The organism is Pseudomonas sp. WS 5079 (assembly GCF_012985465.1).
Classification (GTDB): Bacteria; Pseudomonadota; Gammaproteobacteria; order Pseudomonadales; family Pseudomonadaceae; genus Aquipseudomonas.
The window spans coordinates 478,394-496,044 of record NZ_JAAQWN010000003.1 but is presented as its reverse complement, the minus strand read 5'-3'; the positions used below and the strand labels follow the sequence as shown (position 1 = coordinate 496,044).

The 17,651-nt window shown below is 61.8% G+C and carries 18 protein-coding genes; 10 read left to right on the top strand and 8 right to left on the bottom strand.

The window, feature by feature from the left end:
• Window positions 1-754: 754 nt before the first annotated feature.
• Entirely contained in the window at window positions 755-1,699 is a 945-nt protein-coding gene (locus tag HBO05_RS10935) for a DnaJ C-terminal domain-containing protein (protein ID WP_169952118.1), read from the bottom strand.
• Window positions 1,700-1,971: 272 nt separating this feature from the next.
• Between HBO05_RS10935 and HBO05_RS10930 the strand changes: the two genes are divergently transcribed.
• Window positions 1,972-3,240 (top strand): Hsp70 family protein, encoded by a 1,269-nt coding sequence (locus tag HBO05_RS10930; RefSeq protein WP_169952120.1) that lies wholly within the window; start codon window positions 1,972-1,974, stop codon window positions 3,238-3,240.
• A 137-nt stretch (window positions 3,241-3,377) separates the two neighbouring features.
• Here the strand turns inward: HBO05_RS10930 and HBO05_RS10925 are convergent, their stop codons facing one another.
• The 3 genes from HBO05_RS10925 to HBO05_RS10915 form a co-directional block, all read right to left on the bottom strand.
• The gene (locus tag HBO05_RS10925) at window positions 3,378-4,391 is read right to left on the bottom strand and encodes an AI-2E family transporter (RefSeq protein ID WP_169952122.1); all 1,014 of its coding nucleotides are present in this window, start codon (window positions 4,389-4,391) and stop codon (window positions 3,378-3,380) included.
• 181 nt (window positions 4,392-4,572) lie between these two features.
• Window positions 4,573-4,872, bottom strand: coding sequence for a PsiF family protein (locus HBO05_RS10920; RefSeq protein WP_169952124.1), 300 nt, complete (start codon window positions 4,870-4,872; stop codon window positions 4,573-4,575).
• A gap of 71 nt (window positions 4,873-4,943) precedes the next feature.
• Window positions 4,944-5,732: a helix-turn-helix transcriptional regulator gene (locus tag HBO05_RS10915; protein WP_170058620.1), complete on the bottom strand. Its 789-nt coding sequence runs from the start codon at window positions 5,730-5,732 to the stop codon at window positions 4,944-4,946.
• Between the two features lie 97 nt (window positions 5,733-5,829).
• Here HBO05_RS10915 and HBO05_RS10910 point away from each other — a divergent pair, with 97 nt between their 5' ends.
• A complete protein-coding gene (locus HBO05_RS10910) occupies window positions 5,830-6,702 on the top strand; it encodes a DMT family transporter (protein WP_169952128.1) in 873 nt (290 codons plus the stop codon).
• Here the strand turns inward: HBO05_RS10910 and HBO05_RS10905 are convergent.
• Window positions 6,699-7,589, bottom strand: coding sequence for a triacylglycerol lipase (locus tag HBO05_RS10905; RefSeq protein ID WP_172312606.1), 891 nt, complete (start codon window positions 7,587-7,589; stop codon window positions 6,699-6,701). The two genes, HBO05_RS10910 and HBO05_RS10905, sit on opposite strands and share 4 nt — an antisense overlap.
• Before the next feature lie 177 nt (window positions 7,590-7,766).
• On the opposite strand from HBO05_RS10905, the gene HBO05_RS10900 reads away from it, so the two are divergent.
• Entirely contained in the window at window positions 7,767-8,297 is a 531-nt protein-coding gene (locus HBO05_RS10900) for a ferritin-like domain-containing protein (protein ID WP_169952132.1), read from the top strand.
• A 112-nt stretch (window positions 8,298-8,409) separates the two neighbouring features.
• Here the strand turns inward: HBO05_RS10900 and HBO05_RS10895 are convergent, their stop codons facing one another.
• Window positions 8,410-10,479, bottom strand: coding sequence for an AsmA family protein (locus HBO05_RS10895; RefSeq protein WP_172312604.1), 2,070 nt, complete (start codon window positions 10,477-10,479; stop codon window positions 8,410-8,412).
• A gap of 368 nt (window positions 10,480-10,847) precedes the next feature.
• Here HBO05_RS10895 and HBO05_RS10890 point away from each other — a divergent pair, with 368 nt between their 5' ends.
• The gene (locus tag HBO05_RS10890; RefSeq protein WP_169952136.1) at window positions 10,848-11,186 is read left to right on the top strand and encodes a hypothetical protein; all 339 of its coding nucleotides are present in this window, start codon (window positions 10,848-10,850) and stop codon (window positions 11,184-11,186) included.
• Between the two features lie 152 nt (window positions 11,187-11,338).
• Window positions 11,339-11,971 carry a TetR family transcriptional regulator gene (locus HBO05_RS10885; protein WP_076961541.1) on the top strand — a complete coding sequence of 211 codons (633 nt, stop codon included), beginning with the start codon at window positions 11,339-11,341 and terminating at the stop codon, window positions 11,969-11,971.
• A 5-nt stretch (window positions 11,972-11,976) separates the two neighbouring features.
• On the opposite strand, the gene HBO05_RS10880 is transcribed toward HBO05_RS10885, so the two are convergent.
• Complete coding sequence (locus HBO05_RS10880) at window positions 11,977-12,495, bottom strand: C40 family peptidase (RefSeq protein ID WP_169952138.1); 519 nt, start codon at window positions 12,493-12,495, stop codon at window positions 11,977-11,979.
• 309 nt (window positions 12,496-12,804) lie between these two features.
• Here HBO05_RS10880 and ureE point away from each other — a divergent pair, with 309 nt between their 5' ends.
• The 5 genes from ureE to HBO05_RS10855 all read left to right on the top strand — a co-directional run bounded on the left by ureE (window position 12,805) and on the right by HBO05_RS10855 (window position 16,501).
• Window positions 12,805-13,305 carry an urease accessory protein UreE gene (ureE, locus tag HBO05_RS10875; protein ID WP_169952140.1) on the top strand — a complete coding sequence of 167 codons (501 nt, stop codon included), beginning with the start codon at window positions 12,805-12,807 and terminating at the stop codon, window positions 13,303-13,305.
• Window positions 13,302-13,976: an urease accessory protein UreF gene (locus HBO05_RS10870; RefSeq protein ID WP_169952142.1), complete on the top strand. Its 675-nt coding sequence runs from the start codon at window positions 13,302-13,304 to the stop codon at window positions 13,974-13,976. The genes ureE and HBO05_RS10870 overlap by 4 nt, the downstream gene beginning before the upstream one ends.
• A 9-nt stretch (window positions 13,977-13,985) precedes the next feature.
• Window positions 13,986-14,600 (top strand): urease accessory protein UreG, encoded by a 615-nt coding sequence (gene ureG / locus HBO05_RS10865; protein WP_003217431.1) that lies wholly within the window; start codon window positions 13,986-13,988, stop codon window positions 14,598-14,600.
• Window positions 14,601-14,622: 22 nt separating this feature from the next.
• On the top strand, window positions 14,623-15,195 hold the full coding sequence (locus HBO05_RS10860) for a HupE/UreJ family protein (RefSeq protein ID WP_169952144.1): 573 nt from the start codon (window positions 14,623-14,625) through the stop codon (window positions 15,193-15,195).
• A gap of 184 nt (window positions 15,196-15,379) precedes the next feature.
• The gene (locus tag HBO05_RS10855) at window positions 15,380-16,501 is read left to right on the top strand and encodes an AGE family epimerase/isomerase (RefSeq protein ID WP_172312602.1); all 1,122 of its coding nucleotides are present in this window, start codon (window positions 15,380-15,382) and stop codon (window positions 16,499-16,501) included.
• A 111-nt stretch (window positions 16,502-16,612) separates the two neighbouring features.
• On the opposite strand, the gene HBO05_RS10850 is transcribed toward HBO05_RS10855, so the two are convergent.
• On the bottom strand, window positions 16,613-17,518 hold the full coding sequence (locus HBO05_RS10850; RefSeq protein WP_169952148.1) for a cation diffusion facilitator family transporter: 906 nt from the start codon (window positions 17,516-17,518) through the stop codon (window positions 16,613-16,615).
• Between the last annotated feature and the right edge of the window lie 133 nt (window positions 17,519-17,651).

The window sequence follows — 17,651 nt, the reverse complement described above, 5'->3', positions numbered from 1 at the left end:
TCCCCTGTAGGAGCTGTCGAGCTTTAGCGAGGCGGCGATGGCGGTGGGTCAGGCAGCATCCATGCTGGCAATAACGCCGCCATCGCAGCCTCGCCGGGGCTCGACAGCTCCTACATTTCATTTGCGATGTGGCGAAAATTTGTGCCCGGCAACGATCCCCTGTAGGAGCTGTCGAGCTTTAGCGAGGCGGCGATAGCGGTGGGTCAGGCAGCATCAATGCTGGCAATGCCGCCGCCATCGCCGCCTCGCCGGGGCTCGACAGCTCCTACATTTCATTTGCGATGTGGCGCAAATTTATGCCCGCCAACGATCCCCTGTAGGAGCTGTCGAGCTTTAGCGAGGCGGCGATAGCGGTGGGTCAGGCAGAATCAATGCTGGCAGTGCCGCCGCCATCGCCGCCTCGCCGGGGCTCGACAGCTCCTACATTTCATTTGCGATGTGGCGCAAATTTGTGCCCGGCAACGATCCCCTGTGGGAGCTGTCGAGCTTTAGCGAGACGGCGATGGCGGTGGGTCAGGCAGAATCAATGCTGGCAGTGCCGCCGCCATCGCAGCCTAGCCGGGGCTCGACAGCTCCTACATTTCTTTTGCGATGTGGCGCAAATTTGTGCCCGGCAACGATCCTCGGTAGGAGCTGTCGAGCTTTAGCGAGGCGGCGATGGCGGTGGGTCAGGCAGCATCAATGCTGGTAATGCCGCCGCCATCGCTGGCAAGCCAGCTCCTACAGGGTTTTGCTGATTTCCCACACAGGGCGGTTAGCGGCCCCAGGTTTCCCGCGGATCAAAATTGGCCTTTTGCGCCAGTTCCTGCCACAGCGCCTTGACCTCATCGTCACTGCTTTTGGGCATCACGGCCTTGAGCTGCACAAACAGGTACCCGCGCTGCCCGGCCTTGTTCAGCAAGCCATGGCCCTTGGCCCGCATGCGCTGGCCGTTCTGGCTGCCGGCCGGGACCTTGAGGTTGATCTTGCCGGTCAGGGTCGGCACTGCGACTTCCGCGCCCAGAGCCAATTCCCACGGTGCCAGCGGCAAAGTGATCACCAGGTTTTCGCCTTCGACCTCGAACTTCGGGTGCGGCGCAAAGCGGATGATCAGGTACAAGTCGCCATTGGCGCCGCCACCGATCCCCGGAGCCCCCTGGCCCTTGAGGCGAATGCGCTCGCCATCGGCCACACCGGCCGGAATCTTCACGTTCAGGCTCTTGGTGGTGTTGCTGACGTGCTGGCCCGCCGCATTGTATTGCGGCACCTGGAAGCTGATTGCCTTGGGCTCGGTGGACAGGGTCTCCTCCAGGAACACCGGCAACTCCATCTCCACATCCTGGCCGCGCCGCCCGGGGCTGCGCCCCTGGGCGCCGCCAAAGCCGTTGCCACGCGAGCCGAAGATCGAGCTGAAGAAGTCCGAAAACTCGCCCGTATCCTGGCCACCGCCAAACCCGCCACGGCTCTGCCAACCTGGCGGCCCTTGGAAGGGCTGACCGTGCTGGCCATAGCGGCGCAATTCATCGTACTCGGCGCGCTTGTCGGCACTTTTCAGCGCCTCATAGGCTTCCGAGGCGTCCTTGAACTTCTCTTCCGCGTCCTTTTCCTTGCTGACGTCGGGATGATACTTACGGGCCAGCTTGCGATAAGCGGCCTTGATCTGCTTGTCATCGGCCGTCGGCTCGACACCAAGAATCTTGTAATAGTCTTTGAAATCCATGGGGGCATCACCATCCGTTATCGAGATCGCACAGTCGGGCCCTGCCTGCCTGGGCATTGCGGGGCGATTCGAGGTGCGTCAGAAAAATATCGGCGGCTTGCAGGACAAGCTTGATCCTTTCGACAGCCACCAACCGTATGCACAGGAGTTGGGGGCAAGGAGCCGACCTTTCAAGGTAACAAGTCTGCTGTATTTAGCGGATAGTCGGCCTACGCATCTGCACGCGAGTGACATACACTGCGCGGCCGTTTTTTAACCGGAACCTGTTAGACATGAACAACACCTCTCCAGCCCGTGCCTGCGGCATCGACTTCGGCACGTCCAACTCCACTGTCGGCTGGATCCGTCCCGGCATGGAAACGCTTATCGCGCTGGAGGACGACAAGATCACCCTGCCGTCGGTGGTGTTCTTCAACTTCGAAGAACGCCGCCCGGTGTACGGCCGCCTGGCGCTGCACGAGTACCTGGAAGGCTACGAAGGCCGCCTGATGCGTTCGCTCAAGAGCCTGTTGGGCTCCAAGCTGATCAAGCACGACACCAGCGTGCTGGGCACGGCCATGCCGTTCAAGGACCTGCTGGGGCTGTTTATCGGCCAGCTCAAGAACCGCGCCGAAGCCACTGCCGGCCGTGAGTTCGAAGAAGTGGTACTGGGCCGCCCGGTATTTTTCGTCGACGACGACCCGATGGCCGACAAAGAGGCCGAAGACACCCTGGTGGACGTGGCCCGCAAGCTCGGCTTCAAGGAAGTCTCGTTCCAGTACGAGCCGATCGCCGCAGCCTTCGACTACGAATCCACCATTGAACAAGAAGAGTTGGTCCTGATTGTCGACATCGGCGGCGGTACCTCCGACTTCTCCCTGGTGCGCCTGTCGCCCGAGCGGCGCAAGCACGACAACCGCCACGACGACATCCTCGCCACCGGCGGCGTGCATATCGGCGGTACCGACTTCGACAAACAGCTCTCGCTGGCCGGCATGATGCCGCTGTTCGGCTACGGCAGCCGCATGAAAAGCGGGGCCTACATGCCCACCAGCCACCATATGAACCTGGCCACCTGGCACACCATCAACTCGGTGTACTCGCAAAAATCCCAGCTGGCCCTGGGCAGCATGCGCTACGACATCGAAGACACCGGCGGCATCGACCGCCTGTTCAAGCTGATCGAGCAGCGCGCCGGCCACTGGCTGGCGATGGAAGTGGAAGAAACCAAGATCCACCTCACCCACGACGACAGCCGCCACGTGCCGCTGGACCGGGTAGAACCGGGCCTGAGCGTGGAACTGAGCCGCGCCCTGTTCGAATCGTCCATCGACAACCTGCTGGAACGGGTGCGCAACAGCGTGACCCAACTGCTCGACGACGCCTCGGTGGACGTGGCCCAGGTCGACACGGTGTTCTTCACCGGCGGCTCCAGCGGCATCCCGGCCCTGCGCCACAGCATTTCGGCGATGCTGCCCAATGCCCGGCACGTGGAAGGCAACATCTTCGGCAGCATCGGCAGCGGGTTGGCGATCGAGGCAAGCAAGCGTTACGGCTACTGAGTATTAGCTGAAACCGCGGCGCGCCCTTTCGCGAGCAAGCCCGCCCCCACATTTGGACCGCATTCCCAAGGCGGAACCCGGTCGAAATGTGGGAGCGGGCTTGCCCGCGATAAGGCCAGCCTAGACGCCCTCAACCTTCAGACCATCCCACCCAGCTTCAACTCACTCTTCAAATACGCATAATAAATCGGCCCTGCCACCACCCCAGGCAGGCCGAATGCGGCTTCAAACACCAGCATCGCCAACAACAACTCCCACGACTTGGCGCTGATCTGCCCGCCGACGATGCGGGCATTGAGGAAGTACTCGACCTTGTGGATCACGATCAGGTAGCCCAGCGCCGCCACCGCCACCCAGATCGACATCGACAACGCGACGATGGTGATCAGGGTGTTGGACATCAGGTTGCCGATCACCGGCAGCAGGCCCAGCAGGAAGGTGAGGACGATCAGGGTCTTGGTCAGCGGCAGGTGGATCCCCGCCAGCGGCAGCACCACCGCAAGGAAGATCCCGGTGAAGATGGTGTTGAGCGCAGCGATTTTGATTTGCGCAAAGACAATGTTGCGAAAAGCCTGGACCAGCAGGTGCAGGCGGTCGAACAACGCGGCGGCCAGGGGTTTGCGCTTGGTCAGGTCCGGGACCCGCTGCAGGGCGATGATGGCGCCCAGGACCATGCCGATCAGCAGGGTCACGAACATATGCGCCGCGTCCTTGCCCACCAGCTGCAGTTCGCTCAGGTGCTTGCTCAGCCATTCACCGATAGCCACGCGAAACTCGGCGGCGCTGGCCGGCAGGTAGGCGTCGAGGAACGGCGGCAGCTGGCCGCGCGCGCGGTCGACCACGCCCATGAATTTATCGAGGGAAGCCCCGGGGTTTTCCGCTTCGTGCAGCAAAAAGCTGATGGCACCGGCAAAAATCAGGGTCAGCACGCTGACAATCACGGTGCCGAGCAATGCCACCGCCAGCCAGCGCGCGCGCCGGCCTTCGATCAAGCGTTGCAGTTGCGGGGTGAGCATGTTGACCAGTTCGAAGACCAACAGGCCGGCCAACAGGCTGGGCAGCAGTTTTAACGGTAGGACCAGCAGCAACCCGCCGAAAATGATGATGTAGCTGGCCAGCAACAACACATGACGCTGAGAAAACGTTGGCATACAGCCTCTAAACGAACGGCGTTAAAGGATGGGCAGTCTGCCAGCCTTGGGGCAATCAAGCGAGAAGTCTGATGGTTGTGAACACCATCAACTGTGGGAGCGGGCTTGCCCGCGATGGCGCTGGCTGGCTGACACACCGCAATCGCGGGCAAGCCCGCCCCCACAGGGGTATTTAAGCGGGTCAGCCTTTAAGGCAGGTGCTCATAAAGGTTTTACGCGCATCGCCGGCCAGCGCCTTGGTTTTTGCCGTCGCGTTGCAGTCCTTCATTTTTTGCTGCTGCGGGGTCAGGGTCTTGGCGTCATTGGCGGCCGGGGCCGAGAGGCAGGTTTTCATGAAGGCCTTGCGCTCGTCGCCCTTCAAGGTCTTGGTGGAGGCTTCGGCGTTGCAGGTGGTCATTTTGTTTTGCTGGGCAGTGGCCGCAAACCCTTGGGAACAGAGCAGCAGACCGATCATCAACAACGGAATACGCAACATCTTCATGGAGTTTTCTCCCTGTTACCACGCCGAGGGGCGCGGCCTCCCCTGCAGTGTAGACAAAGCCTGTTACACCTTCACCTGCTACGTAAGTTCGTTCGTCGATACTGCTCCGGCGTACAGCCGGCCTGGCGCTGGAACATCGCAATAAACGCCGAGGCGGTGCTGTAGCCAAGGTCAAAGGCCACTTCCTGGACGCTGCGCGTGTTTTCCAGAGCCTCGATGGCCGCCAGAAAGCGCAGGCGCTGGCGCCATTCGCCAAAGCTCATGCCCAGTTCGCGCACAAATTGCCGGGCCAGGGTGCGCTCGCTGACGTGTACCTGCTGCGCCCATAGCGCCAGCGCGCGGTTGTCCCCGGGATCAGCCTGCATGCCTTCAAGCACGCTGAGCAGGCCGGGGCTGCTGGCATACGGCAGGAAACAGTCATGCACCGGCGCCTGGCGCAGTTGGTCCACCAGCACCTGGGCCAGGCGCACGTCGGCTTCGTTGGCCGGGATATTCACGTCGCGCTCGGCAAAATCACTGAGGATTGCCTTGAGGATGTTGCTGATGGTCAGGGTGCAGGGCTGCGTGGGCAATTGCTCGCACAGGGACGGCGCCAGGTACACCGAGCGGTAGATAATCGCCTGGGCGTTGTAGGAACTGTGCTGGGTGTTGGGCGGGATCCACACCGCATATTGCGGCGGCGACATAAACCGGTTGCCGCCCACTTCAAAGCGCATCACGCCGCGGGCCGAGTAGTCCAGGGAGCCCCAGGCATGCTGGTGGCGGGAGGCGCGGCTGTCGGCGGCAAATTCCGAGTAGCGAAAGTAGACCGGGGCCGGTAGCACGTCGAAATCGGGCAGGTTGATGTAGGTCTTCGGCATATTGTCTGGATACAGAGGCGGCTTGTCTGGATCGAAGTATAGGCTTCGATCCAGACAAAGGATAATCACCCCTCACTAACGTTCCTGGTTCCTTGCAATGCAATACGCTTATCCGCTGCTGGCCATCTTTATCTGGGCTGGTAATACCGTGGTCAACAAACTCGCCGTGGGCTCGATTTTCCCGGCCGAGATCGGTTTTTATCGCTGGCTGCTGGCCGCCATCCTGTTTACCCCGTTCATGCTCAAGCCAGTCATTGCCAACTGGGCGCTGATTCGCCCCAACCTAGGCAAGATCGCCGTGCTCGGCGTGCTCGGCATGGCGGTCTACCAGAGCCTGGCGTACTACGCCGCCAGCCTGACCAGCGCCACCAATATGGGGATCATCCTGTCGCTGATGCCATTGATGGCCCTGACTGCGGCGATTATCAGCCTCGGCCAGCGCCTGACCTTCGGCGCCCTGACCGGGGCGGTGCTGTCGTTTGCCGGGGTGGTGGTGGTGGTGTCGGCCGGCAGCCTCGGCGCGCTGCTGCAACACGGGGTTAACCTGGGCGACGCGATGATGCTGGTGGCCACCCTGGCCTATGCGATCTACAGCACCCTGCTGAAAAAATGGCAATTGCGCCTACCGCCCCTGGTGTTGCTGTATTTGCAGGTGCTGGTGGCGGTGGTGGTGCTGTTTCCGCTGTTCCTGGCCTCGGACAAGGTCGGCCTGGGCCCGTCGAATATTGGCCTGGTGGTGTACGCCTGCCTGTTGGCATCGATGATTGCGCCGCTTTCGTGGATGCATTCGGTCAAAAACCTGGGGCCGAGCCGGACCACGCTGTTTTTCAATTTGCTGCCGCTGATCACGGCGCTGATTGCAGCGGTGGTGCTCAAGGAGCAGTTGGCGCTGTATCACTTGGTGGGGGGTGTGTTGACCTTGGGCGGGGTGATTTTGTCGGAGCGCTGGACCACGCCGGTAAGGCGTTAAAGCCCGGCCGCCTTCAACCGCTGCGCATGTTCGACAAACAGGCGGATCGGCTCGGCGCCCTTGCCCACCAGGCCCAGTGACTGGTTGACGATATCGAAATGGTCCAGCGCATAGTCATCGCCAATCACCGTGCCCAGGTGTGAGCTGTAACGCCCGACCATGCCGTCGCACTGGCCTTTCTCCTTGACGAAGGTGCGCGCAAACAGCCGGCAACTGCGATTGGTGCCGTCCAGCAGGTTGCGCCCGCGATCGGTCTTGCCCGGCTGCAAAGTGCCGGACCAGGAGTAATAACGCACTCCGCCCACTTCTTCGGCGCCCTGCCCGCCCCAGGTGTCTGGCAGGCCTTGGGGGTATTGACGATTGAACAGCGCCACCCCCGCGCTGGTCAGCGATTGATGGGAGGCGTGGATATCCGCCGCAAAACGCGGGCCGCGATAGCCGGTTTCGAGCAGGCCCATCACCACGCCCACCAGGCGCAACAGCGCACTCATGACCCGGCCCTTGGCGCTGTCGGCCGGGTAATGGGTGTGCAGGTAGTCCGCCAATTCCGAACCATGATTGGGCCCGGCCACCGAGGTCACCGAGGCCACCCATTCCGGGCGTTTGGCCGCCGCGTAACGGGCGGTGAGCGAGCCCTGGCTATGGCCGATCAGGTTGACCTTGTCGGCGCCGGTCTCGCGGCGAATCTGCTCGATCTGCACCAGCAACTGCTCGCCGCGTACCTCGCTGGAGTTGAGCGGCGCCACCTGCACCGCAAACACTTGCGCCCCGCCCGCACGCAAGGCCGGGACGATGCCGTACCAATACGGGTACAGCAGCAGCCGCACAAACCCGAGCATGCCCGGCACCAAAACCAGGGGATAACGTGTAGCCAATGTCTGCGGCATGGGGGCAAACGTCCTTCAAAGGGGCGATTGAGCTGATCCTAGACCAGCCCTGCGGCAATCGATATGACACCCGGCAACATCCGATAAAACTTTTTGCGCCGCGCAGCACTCACAACCTTGAGCGATCACACCCCGAGAGTGTGGCGCAAAACCGGATATCGCCCTGAGGAGATTGAAATGACCGACATGCATTTGTCTGACGTAAGCACCCTTCGCGAACGCGCGCGCAAGAATGTGGAAAACGGCGCAGTGACCGAAGGCTACAGCGCCGACCGCGAAGAGATCCTGCGCCTGCTCAACGAGTCACTGGCCACCGAACTGGTCTGTGTGTTGCGCTACAAGCGCCACTACTTCATGGCCAGCGGCCTGAAAGCCAGCGTGGCCGCCGATGAGTTCCTGGAGCACGCCAACCAGGAACTGGAACACGCCGACAAACTGGCCGAACGTATCGTACAGCTGGGCGGCGAACCAGAGTTCAACCCGGACCTGCTGTCCAAGCTGTCCCACGCACAGTACGTGGCCGGCAAGACCTTGAAGGACATGGTCTACGAAGACCTGGTGGCCGAGCGCATCGCGGTGGACAGCTATCGCGAGATCATCCAGTACATCGGCGAGAAAGACCCGACCACCCGCCGGATCTTTGAAGACATCCTGGCCCAGGAAGAAGAGCACGCCGACGATATGGCGGACATTCTCAAAGACCTGTAAGCCTGCCAGCAGCACTCACTAATGTGGGAGCGGGCTTGCTCGCGAATGCGGTAGATCAGTGATGGATATGTTGACTGATACACCGCATTCGCGAGCAAGCCCGCTCCCACATTTAGCCTTTCACCGTCTTCGGCGCCTTGCCTTCCCGCATCTGCTGCAACAGCGGCACGCACTGGTTGGGCTCATCCCCGCTCGGCGCCACCAGTGCCAGCAGGCCTGCCGCAGGTGCAACGATCACACCCAGCGCCACCATCCCCGCGCCACGCAGCAATAGCGGCACTGCCTTGACCCCTGCATTGGGCTTGATGAACGGCCCGTTGACGTACAAGGGCGAACGCAGCGAAAACAGGCGAAAGCCCTTGGACTCTGGGGTGATTGTCAGGTCCAGTTGTTCGCTGGCCATGTTCGCGGTGCCGTCGATGTAGATGATCGCGTTCTCGGTGTCGAACACAAACAACCGACTGGTGGCCAGGCCGGTCTTGATGCCGAAGTCCGCCGCCGCGCAGTTGATCTTCACTTCCTTGTCGCCAAACATCTTGCCGACCACATAGTTACCGACGTTCAGCCCGGCGATTTCCATCAGGCCTCGGCTGATGGCACCGTCGTTGATGAGCATTTTCAGATCGCCATTGGCACTGCCCAACAAAGCCGCCACCGAGTTGCCGCGCCCGGCGATATCCGCATCGCCGTTTAGCTCGCCAAAGCTGGTCTTCATCGGTTCAAAGGTGGGGAACAGTTGCTTGAGCTTGAAGTTGCGCGCCGTCAGTTTCGCCCGGCCTTCCAGCGGGGTGATGCGGCCATTGAGGCGAATCTGTGCATCGAGCTTGCCGCCCGCCACGCCGAAACGCAGGGGTTCGAGGCTCAGTTGGCCGTCGTTGAGCACCAGGTGCGTGTAGAGGTCGGTAAAGGGCAGTTCGGCGCTGTGGACAATGCGCTTGCCGGTGAACTCGACATCGGCGTCCATATCGCGCCAGCGCTCGGTGCGAAACTCCTCCACCGGCAGCACCTTGGTCGCCGGTTGCTTGCTTTCACCGCCACGGGCCTTTTGCTTGGCGTTGGAGTCGGCACCGATCAGCGGCGCCAGGTCGGCCAGCAGCAGTTGGTTGGACACCAGTGCGCCACTGAGCTTTGGCCGTGGCTGGCTGGCGACATAGGCCAGGTCGCCGTGGATGTCGCTGTTGCCGATCTTGCCGTTGAAGTTTTCATAGCGGAACGACGCACCGCCCGCCTCATGCAACTTGGCGATCAGGCGCCCATCGGTGGAATAGGCCGGCGAGTCCGGCAGGGTCACGCCGGTCAGTGGGTAAAGGTTGCCCAGGCTGGTGCCAGACAGTTTCAGGCGCAGGTCCAGGGCGCCGAGGTTCAGTGGGTCGGTCAGGGTGCCGGCCAGGGCGATGCTGGTATCCCCGACCTTCGCCTGGGCCTGCAGGGGGAACGGCTTGGCGGCGTCTTGCAGGGCCAGCAGCCCGCCGATCTTGCCGCTGCCGGCGAGTTTCTGGCCGTGGTACTGGCCGCTGACCTTGAGGCCAAACGCATAGTCCTGGGGTGTGGCGCCCTGCTCCAGGGCTTTTTTTGCATCGCGCTCACCGACGATTTCGCTGAACGCAATCGGCTTGCCCAGGGGGTCGATCAGCACATCGAGACGGGTCTTGAGGGTCTGGTCGTCGAGGGTCACGTGGCCCTTGTCGAAGCCGATGGCGCCGATATCCACCACCCAACTGGACGGTTCGGCATTCGGGTCCTTGGGATCAAAGGTGAAGGTCCAGTTGGCGCGGCCATCGGCCAGGCGCTGCAATTGGGCACTCGGCTCGGTCAGGTCGATGCGCGGGATCACCACGCGCTGGGCCAGCAGGGCCAAGGGTGAGATGCGCAGTTCAACGCGCTTGAGGGTGACCATCTGCGGCTGTTTCGACCACTCGGGGTTGCCCAGGCTCAGGTCTTCGGCCACCACATGGGGCCACGGCACCCAGGCGCGCCAACCGCCCTCGTCCGGCTCGCGCTGCCAGACCACCGCCAGGTTGCCATTAATGGCAAAGGCGCGATGCAGCTCTTCGGAGACCTTGGCATTGAGTTGCGGCTTGATCCGGTTCCAATCGAAGAACACCAGGATCAGTACCACAGCGGCGATTAACAGAACGAAGCAGGCACTGCTCCAGGCGAGAATTTTACGAGTGCGCGTCATTGCACAGGGCTCCTGATTACGACTGCGCGTGCCACTGGCAACGCGCGCAAGGACTAAAGCTTATATGGCTACGACTGGCAAATGGCCTGGGGGTTTAACCGCAGATGGCAATTAGCGCTGAAAAGCGCTTTTTCTGACTAATCCGACAGCTTCTTTCATCAACGACGCACCGTTGTTACCCACGCCCGTGTCGAAAATACCCACCCCGGTGCAAAAGCGCGTGCTTGAGAGGCGCGATCTAGAGCCTCGGCGCAGAACAATCAATTCTGTTGATTATTACCATTGTGTTTATGAACTTTTATATCGAGATATCGAGAGTAGCATTAGCCCTGTACCCACTTTATCGCCCTCCCAAGGAGCAACTCATCATGAAACGCCAATTACTGCTCAGTGTTGCACTCTCTGTCCTGGCCACCAGCGCTTTTGCCCTGCCAGCTGCTGAACAAGCCATCCCGCAAGCCAAGGCTGACGCCACGCACATCAGTCAGACCGTTGCCGAAGGTGGTCGCGATCGCCTGGAACAAAAAGGCCTGGTTGAAGGTGGCTCGGACCGTCTGCAAAAACGCGAATTCGTCGCCGAAGGTGGCCGTGATCGCCTGGAACAAAAAGGCCTGGTTGAAGGTGGCTCGGACCGCCTGCAACAACGCGAATTCGTCGCCGAGGGCGGTTCCGACCGTCTGGATGACATGCATAAAGCTACGAGCTAAGCCTGTGCTGGCCCTGAAAAAAGCCCGATCCCCAGAGATCGGGCTTTGACTTTGTGGGATCTGCGCCACCTTTGTCCCGTTACAAGTTCGACGCAGGCAAAGTTGATTTGCTAGAGTGCGTCGCTGTCCTTGTCTACAAAGCCCACCCGCCAATGCTGCCCCGCGCCGAACAGAAGCAACAGACCCGCCTTGCCTTGATGGACGCAGCCCGCCATCTGATGGAGGGTGGCCGAGGGTTTGGCAGCCTGAGCCTGCGCGAAGTGGCCAAGAGCGCTGGCATCGTGCCCACCGGCTTTTACCGACACTTTGCCGATATGGACCAATTGGGCCTGGTGCTCGTCAGTGAGGTCGGCCAGACCTTCCGTGCCACCATCCGCCTGGTACGCCACAACGAATTCGTCATGGGCGGCATCATCGATGCCTCGGTACGGATCTTTCTCGATGTAGTGGCGGCCAACCGTTCACAATTCCTGTTCCTCGCCCGCGAGCAATACGGCGGTTGCCTGGCCGTGCGCCAAGCCATCGGCGCCTTGCGCGAAGACATCACCTCGGACCTGGCAGCCGACCTGACGCTGATGCCCAAGCTGCAACACCTGGATGCCGACGGTTTGCATGTGATGGCCGACCTGATCGTCAAGAGCGTGTTCGCCACCCTGCCCGACATTATCGACCCGCCCGCCGCGGCCTTGCCGGCGCACCTCACGCCCCAGGCCAAGATCACCCAGCAACTGCGCTTTATCTTTATCGGCCTCAAGCACTGGCAAGGCCTGGGCAGCACCGAATAGGCCGGTCAGCGCAGCGCCTGGAAACGCTTGGCGGTGGTGTAGTTTTTCTTCCAATAGCTATTGGCCAGTGAGTCGATGCGGATGCTCTTGCCCTTGCGCGGCGAATGAATGAACTTGCCCTCGCCCACGTACAGGCCGACATGGCTGACCTGGTTGCGTCCATTGGCCCTGAAAAACACCGCATCGCCCGGTTGCAGCGCGTCACGCTTGATCGTCGCCGCCGTTGACCGATGCATCGCCGCCGTGGTGCGCGGGATGACAATGTTGGCCTCGGTCTTGAACAGATAGACCAGCAAGCCGCTGCAATCGAACCCCTGGTCCTGAGAGCTGCCGCCCCATTTGTAGGCGGTGCCGAGCAATTGGTGGGCGCGGTCGACTACATTCTCGATGCTCGGCTGCGGCACGGCCTGTAGCGAGGCACTGAAGGGGGCCAGTGAGGTGTGGCGCTTGTTGAAGTTGGCCGAAGCCGATGACGTGACGCCAAACAGGCCGACCATCACTACACATAAAAATGACTTGAACATGATAAACAACGCAGTGGATTAAACACGGGGTGCAATCCTAGTGAAGCGATGCGAAGCAAGATGAACGGCAAATCCAAGATGCTCGTAGGACAAATCCCAAATCACCTCTAGCTATAAATAGCCCCGGCCAAATCGCCCAATTCAGGTGCCATCGCCTCCTGCAGCGCACCAAAATAGATCACTCCAACCTCCTGCCACCGCCCCGTTTAGTGGCGCAATGCCCAGAACCTACGGCCATTTCCTACGCTAAGCGTGATTGGCAAGCCCCTTGCTCTAGCCTGTTTATCGCTCATTGCTGGAAGCTTCCCGATGCTGGTCATCCACCGCCGAATTGCGCCCCAACCCACCTGGGCCGCGGAGTTGCTGCTGAACTTCGAAGCCCGCAGCAAAAGCCGCCTGCGCTGTTTCAGTGCCGAGGGTGAAGATGTCGGCTTGTTTCTGGAGCGCGGCCAGCCGCCGCTCTACGATGGGGAATTCCTACAAGCTGAAGACGGACGTGTCGTACGCGTCTGCGCACGCCCTGAACAACTGCTGCACGTCACCTGCAGCAGCGCCTTTGAACTGACCCGTGCGGCCTATCACCTGGGCAACCGGCATGTGGCCCTGCAAGTGGGGGACGGCTGGCTGCGCCTGCTCGATGACTACGTGCTCAAGGCCATGCTGGAGCAACTGGGGGCCCATGCCGCAACCCTCGAAGCGCCGTTCCAACCCGAGCACGGAGCCTACGGTGGCGGTCATCATCACTCGCGCCACGGTGACGAAGACTTCAACTACCCGCCCAAACTGCATCAGTTCGGCGTGCGCCTGTGAACCCGGCCTGGGCGCTGCTGCGTCTGGCCAGTCCGCAATTGCCGATTGGCGGCTACAGCTATTCCCAAGGCCTGGAAATGGCCGTGGACAATGCCCGTGTCAGCGATGCCGACAGCGCCCGACGCTGGATCAGCGACCAACTGTTGCTCAACCTCGCGCGCTTCGAAGCGCCGCTGTTGCTTGCCCATTGCCAGGCGGCAGCTGCCCAGGACTGGGTGGGCCTGCGCCAACTGTGTGAAGAACACCGCGCCAGCCGCGAAACCCGCGAGCTGTTCCAGGAGAGCCGGCAAATGGGCTACTCCCTGCAACAACTGCTCAACGGCCTGCCGGAACTGGATGACGCGGCGCGGCGCTTTCTCGACACCACCCACGAACCCCATCTGGCCCTGGGCTGGGCACTTGCCGCACGAGCCTGGGCGATCAGCCCCGACGATGCCCTGGCCGCCTGGCTGTGGAGCTGGCTGGAAAACCAGTTGGCCGTACTGATGAAGACCCTGCCCCTGGGCCAACAGGCCGCCCAACGCCTGACCAGCGAACTGCTGCCGTTGCTGCAACAAGCCCAGCAGGACGCCAGCCAGCGCGATCCCCACCACTTTGGCAGCGCCGCGTTCGGCCTGTCCCTGGCATGCATGGCCCACGAGCGCCAGTACAGCCGCCTGTTCCGTTCCTAGGAGAACCCCATGAACACACAACCTTTGCGCGTCGGTATCGGCGGCCCCGTTGGCTCCGGCAAGACCGCCCTGACCCTGGCGCTGTGCCTGGCCCTGCGTGATCGCTACAACCTGGCGGTGGTCACCAACGACATCTACACCCGCGAAGACGCGGACTTTCTGGTACGCAACCAGGCCCTGGCGCCCGAGCGCATCATCGGCGTAGAAACCGGCGGCTGCCCGCACACGGCGATTCGCGAAGATGCGTCGATCAACCTCGAAGCGGTGGATCAACTGAACCGGCGTTTTCCCGGCCTCGACCTGATCCTGGTGGAGTCAGGCGGTGACAACCTATCGGCCACCTTCAGTCCAGAACTGTCGGACCTGACCATCTATGTGATCGATGTGTCGGCCGGCGACAAGCTGCCACGCAAGGGCGGGCCGGGGATCTGCAAGTCGGACCTGTTGGTGATCAACAAGATTGACCTGGCGCCGCTGGTCGGTGCTTCGCTGGAACTGATGAACAGCGACACTCAGCGCATGCGCGGCGGCAAGCCATTTGTCTTCAGCAACCAGAAAACCGGGGTCGGCCTGGAAGAAATCGTCGCCTTTATCGAACGCCAGGGCCTGCTGACCGCAGCCTGATCCCCTTACCAAGGAGCTGTTTATGAGCCTCAACAAACTGTTTGCCGCCGCCGCCCTGCTACTGGCCCCGGCCCTGGCCCTGGCCCATCCGGGCCACGGCGACAATGGCCTGGTGGCCGGTATCAGCCATCCCCTCGGCGGGCTGGACCATTTACTGGCGATGCTGGCCGTCGGCCTGTGGGCGGCACAGCAACAAGGCGCGGCGCGTTGGGCGCTGCCGTGTACGTTTGTCGGCACCATGCTGATCGGTGGCTTGCTGGGTTTTGAAGGGTTGGCCTTGCCGGCCCTGGAGAGCGGGATTGCCGCGTCGGTGCTGGCCCTGGGCCTGGCAGTGGCCTTGGCGATCCGCCCGCCGGTGGCGGTGGCCGTGGCCGCAACAGCCGTGTTTGCCCTGTTCCATGGCGTGGCCCATGGCCTGGAGCTGCCGGACATGACCAGCCCTTGGGCGTATGCGGCCGGGTTCGTCGGGGCGACGGCGGTGCTGCATGCGGCCGGGTATGCGCTGGTGCGTTTCCTGCCGGCTGCGGCGGCACCGCTGGTGCGGGTGGCCGGTGCGGCTTCGGCGGCGACGGGGGTTTGGTTGCTGGCGGGCTGAGTCTGGCGGCGCCTGTAAGGTACTCATCGCAGGCAAGCCAGCTCCTACATTTGACCGAGTTCTACCTTTGGAATGGGGTCGAATGTGGGAGCGGGCTTGCTCGCGATAGCGGTAGCAAAACCACCGCAGCCCCCAAGCCTGCTACCATGCGCGGCAAACACCCCTGCCGTGACGACGCCAGCCGATGCCCATCGCTCCAAGCTCTGCCAACAAGCCTCAATTGAACGCTGTGCTCACGCACTTCAACGACCTGATCGTGCCGCTCTGGCAGGGTCCGGGCTGGAATGCCGAGTTGGCGCTGCCCTATGAGGCGCTGGATGCCGATCACCGCCCGTTGCCCCCGCAACGCTACCGCGCCATGGCCTGTGCCCGACAGTTGTATGTGTTTGCCAGCCTGATCGGCGCGCCGGGCAAGGACTTTGCCGAAGAACGCGCCGCGACGCTGTTTCGCTCGCTGCAACGGCACTTTCATGACGCCGAGCACGGCGGCTGGTTCTACAGCATCGACCCCCACGGCCAGCCGCTGGACAAGCGCAAAGACCTGTATACCCACGCGTTTATCATCTTCGCCTGCGCCCATTACTGGGCCAAGGTTCGCGAGCCGTTGGTGGAGTCGGTGCTCAATGCCGCCCTGGAAGTGGTCGCCGAGCGCTTTGCCACGGGCGACGGCCTGTATGAAGCGGTCCTGGAGCGTAACTGGTCGTCCCTCAAGTCCGGCCCGCTGCAGAACCCGCTGATGCACCTGGCCGAGGGCTTCCTCGCCACCCTCGCAGTGCGTGAAGATGCGGCGGTGCAACAGGCCCTGCTGGCACTGGCGACGGCCATGCAGCAACGCTTTATCGAGCGCCAGCATGGCGTAATGATGGAAAAGCCCCTGGGGGCTGTGGATAACTGGTTCGAGCCGGGGCATCAGTTTGAATGGTTCTTCCTGCTGGAGTCCTCGCCCCTGCTGCGCGGCACTGCGCTGCATGCCTCGCTGAGCCGGGCATTCGCCTATGCCGAGCAAACCGGTGTGGATAACCTCAGTGGCGCGGTCAGCGGCATGTTGGCGCTGGACGGCAGCGTGCGTGACGCCACCCAGCGCATCTGGGCCCAGGCCGAGTACCTGCGCGCACTGACCTTGCGCCCGGGCAGCGCGGCAGTGCTGGAGCGCCAGTTGCTGGCGTTGCAGCAGCATTTTTTACATGCCAAGGGCTGGAATGAGTGCCTGGATGCCAAGGGTGAGGTGAGCCGGCGGGATATGCCGTCGACTACGCCTTACCATTTGGCTACCTGCTATCAGGCGTTGAGCGAGTTTCTCGGCTGATCTTTCTGGCCCCATCGCAGGCAAGCCAGCTCCCACACTTGAAGGGGTTCACCCTTCAACAATGTGGGAGCTGGCTTGCCTGCGGTAGCCTCACCTCGGTCTAACGGCCGATCAAGCAATCCACTTGCGATCCCCAGTAAAGCTGATCGTCAACCACCGCGCCTTGTCCGGCGCGCCCAGCCCTGTGGATATCTCTTCGCGCAGCCCGTCGAGCGTCGCGACCTTATCCACCGGGTAGTCCGCCGGCAGCACCACATGAATCTCGATAAACCGCGCCCGCCCGTGCTTCTGCACGTAGGACACGTAGTCGTCGAAACCATGCCGGGCCTGGGCCGCGTCCATCACTTCGCGCACTTTGTCGTCCAACTGGTCGGGGGCAATTCCCAGCACATCGCGCAAGGCCGGGCGCAAGATCTTCAACGCCGGCGCCAGCATGCTCAGGGCCAGCAGGATCAGGATCAAGGGGTCGACGTACACCGCCCACTCGCCATAGCCCTGGGACTTGAGCAGCAGCGCGGCCAGGAAGCTCACCAGCAGGCCCACGGAGAGCATGGCGTCTACCAGCCAACTGATGTTGTCGAACTGGATCAGCGACGACTGCAGCTTGCGGTTGCGGTGCCGCACATAGAAGAAGTAGGCGAACTCGACCACGGTAAACACCGCAGCGTAGATGATCACCAGCCCCAACTCGATCTCGCGCCCGCCATTGATAATGCCGAACACCCCATTGAGAAACGCGTAGATGGCGATCAACAGCAGGAAACTGCCTTCGATCAGCAACACCATCGGCTCCAGGTGCCAGTAGCCGAACTGGAAGCGGTCGTTGCTTTTCTTGGCGATCAGCTTGGCCGTGATCAGCATCAGCACCTTGATAAAGGTCGCGATCAGCGAGAAAAAGCCGTCGAATAAAATGGATTGGGCGCCTGATATCACACCCGTGACAATCCCGGCGATCGCCACGGCGAACATCAGGATGGTCGATTGTTTGAGCAGTGCCTGCTCACCTCGGTTACTCACATATCCTCCTGTCAAAACCTTTAAACCGCTGGGTGCGGTGGGGTTTTCAGGAGTGGAGTGTACCTTATGCCGCCTTTTGGCCGATTTGCCGCCTTCGCGAGCAAGTCGAATCGGCGGTGCGGCGATTGGACTT

Bases quoted from the DNA above. Each gene is read 5' to 3' on its own strand.
- HBO05_RS10935 (WP_169952118.1), bottom strand. From the start codon at position 1,699: ATGGATTTCAAAGACTATTACAAGATTCTTGGTGTCGAGCCGACGGCC.
- HBO05_RS10910 (WP_169952128.1), top strand. From the start codon at position 5,830: ATGCAATACGCTTATCCGCTGCTGGCCATCTTTATCTGGGCTGGTAAT.
- ureE (WP_169952140.1), top strand. From the start codon at position 12,805: ATGCTGGTCATCCACCGCCGAATTGCGCCCCAACCCACCTGGGCCGCG.
- HBO05_RS10855 (WP_172312602.1), top strand. From the start codon at position 15,380: ATGCCCATCGCTCCAAGCTCTGCCAACAAGCCTCAATTGAACGCTGTG.
- HBO05_RS10880 (WP_169952138.1), bottom strand. From the start codon at position 12,495: ATGTTCAAGTCATTTTTATGTGTAGTGATGGTCGGCCTGTTTGGCGTC.
- HBO05_RS10920 (WP_169952124.1), bottom strand. From the start codon at position 4,872: ATGAAGATGTTGCGTATTCCGTTGTTGATGATCGGTCTGCTGCTCTGT.
- HBO05_RS10905 (WP_172312606.1), bottom strand. From the start codon at position 7,589: ATGCCGCAGACATTGGCTACACGTTATCCCCTGGTTTTGGTGCCGGGC.
- HBO05_RS10895 (WP_172312604.1), bottom strand. From the start codon at position 10,479: ATGACGCGCACTCGTAAAATTCTCGCCTGGAGCAGTGCCTGCTTCGTT.
- HBO05_RS10890 (WP_169952136.1), top strand. From the start codon at position 10,848: ATGAAACGCCAATTACTGCTCAGTGTTGCACTCTCTGTCCTGGCCACC.
- HBO05_RS10915 (WP_170058620.1), bottom strand. From the start codon at position 5,732: ATGCCGAAGACCTACATCAACCTGCCCGATTTCGACGTGCTACCGGCC.
- HBO05_RS10925 (WP_169952122.1), bottom strand. From the start codon at position 4,391: ATGCCAACGTTTTCTCAGCGTCATGTGTTGTTGCTGGCCAGCTACATC.
- ureG (WP_003217431.1), top strand. From the start codon at position 13,986: ATGAACACACAACCTTTGCGCGTCGGTATCGGCGGCCCCGTTGGCTCC.
- HBO05_RS10930 (WP_169952120.1), top strand. From the start codon at position 1,972: ATGAACAACACCTCTCCAGCCCGTGCCTGCGGCATCGACTTCGGCACG.
- HBO05_RS10885 (WP_076961541.1), top strand. From the start codon at position 11,339: ATGCTGCCCCGCGCCGAACAGAAGCAACAGACCCGCCTTGCCTTGATG.
- HBO05_RS10860 (WP_169952144.1), top strand. From the start codon at position 14,623: ATGAGCCTCAACAAACTGTTTGCCGCCGCCGCCCTGCTACTGGCCCCG.
- HBO05_RS10900 (WP_169952132.1), top strand. From the start codon at position 7,767: ATGACCGACATGCATTTGTCTGACGTAAGCACCCTTCGCGAACGCGCG.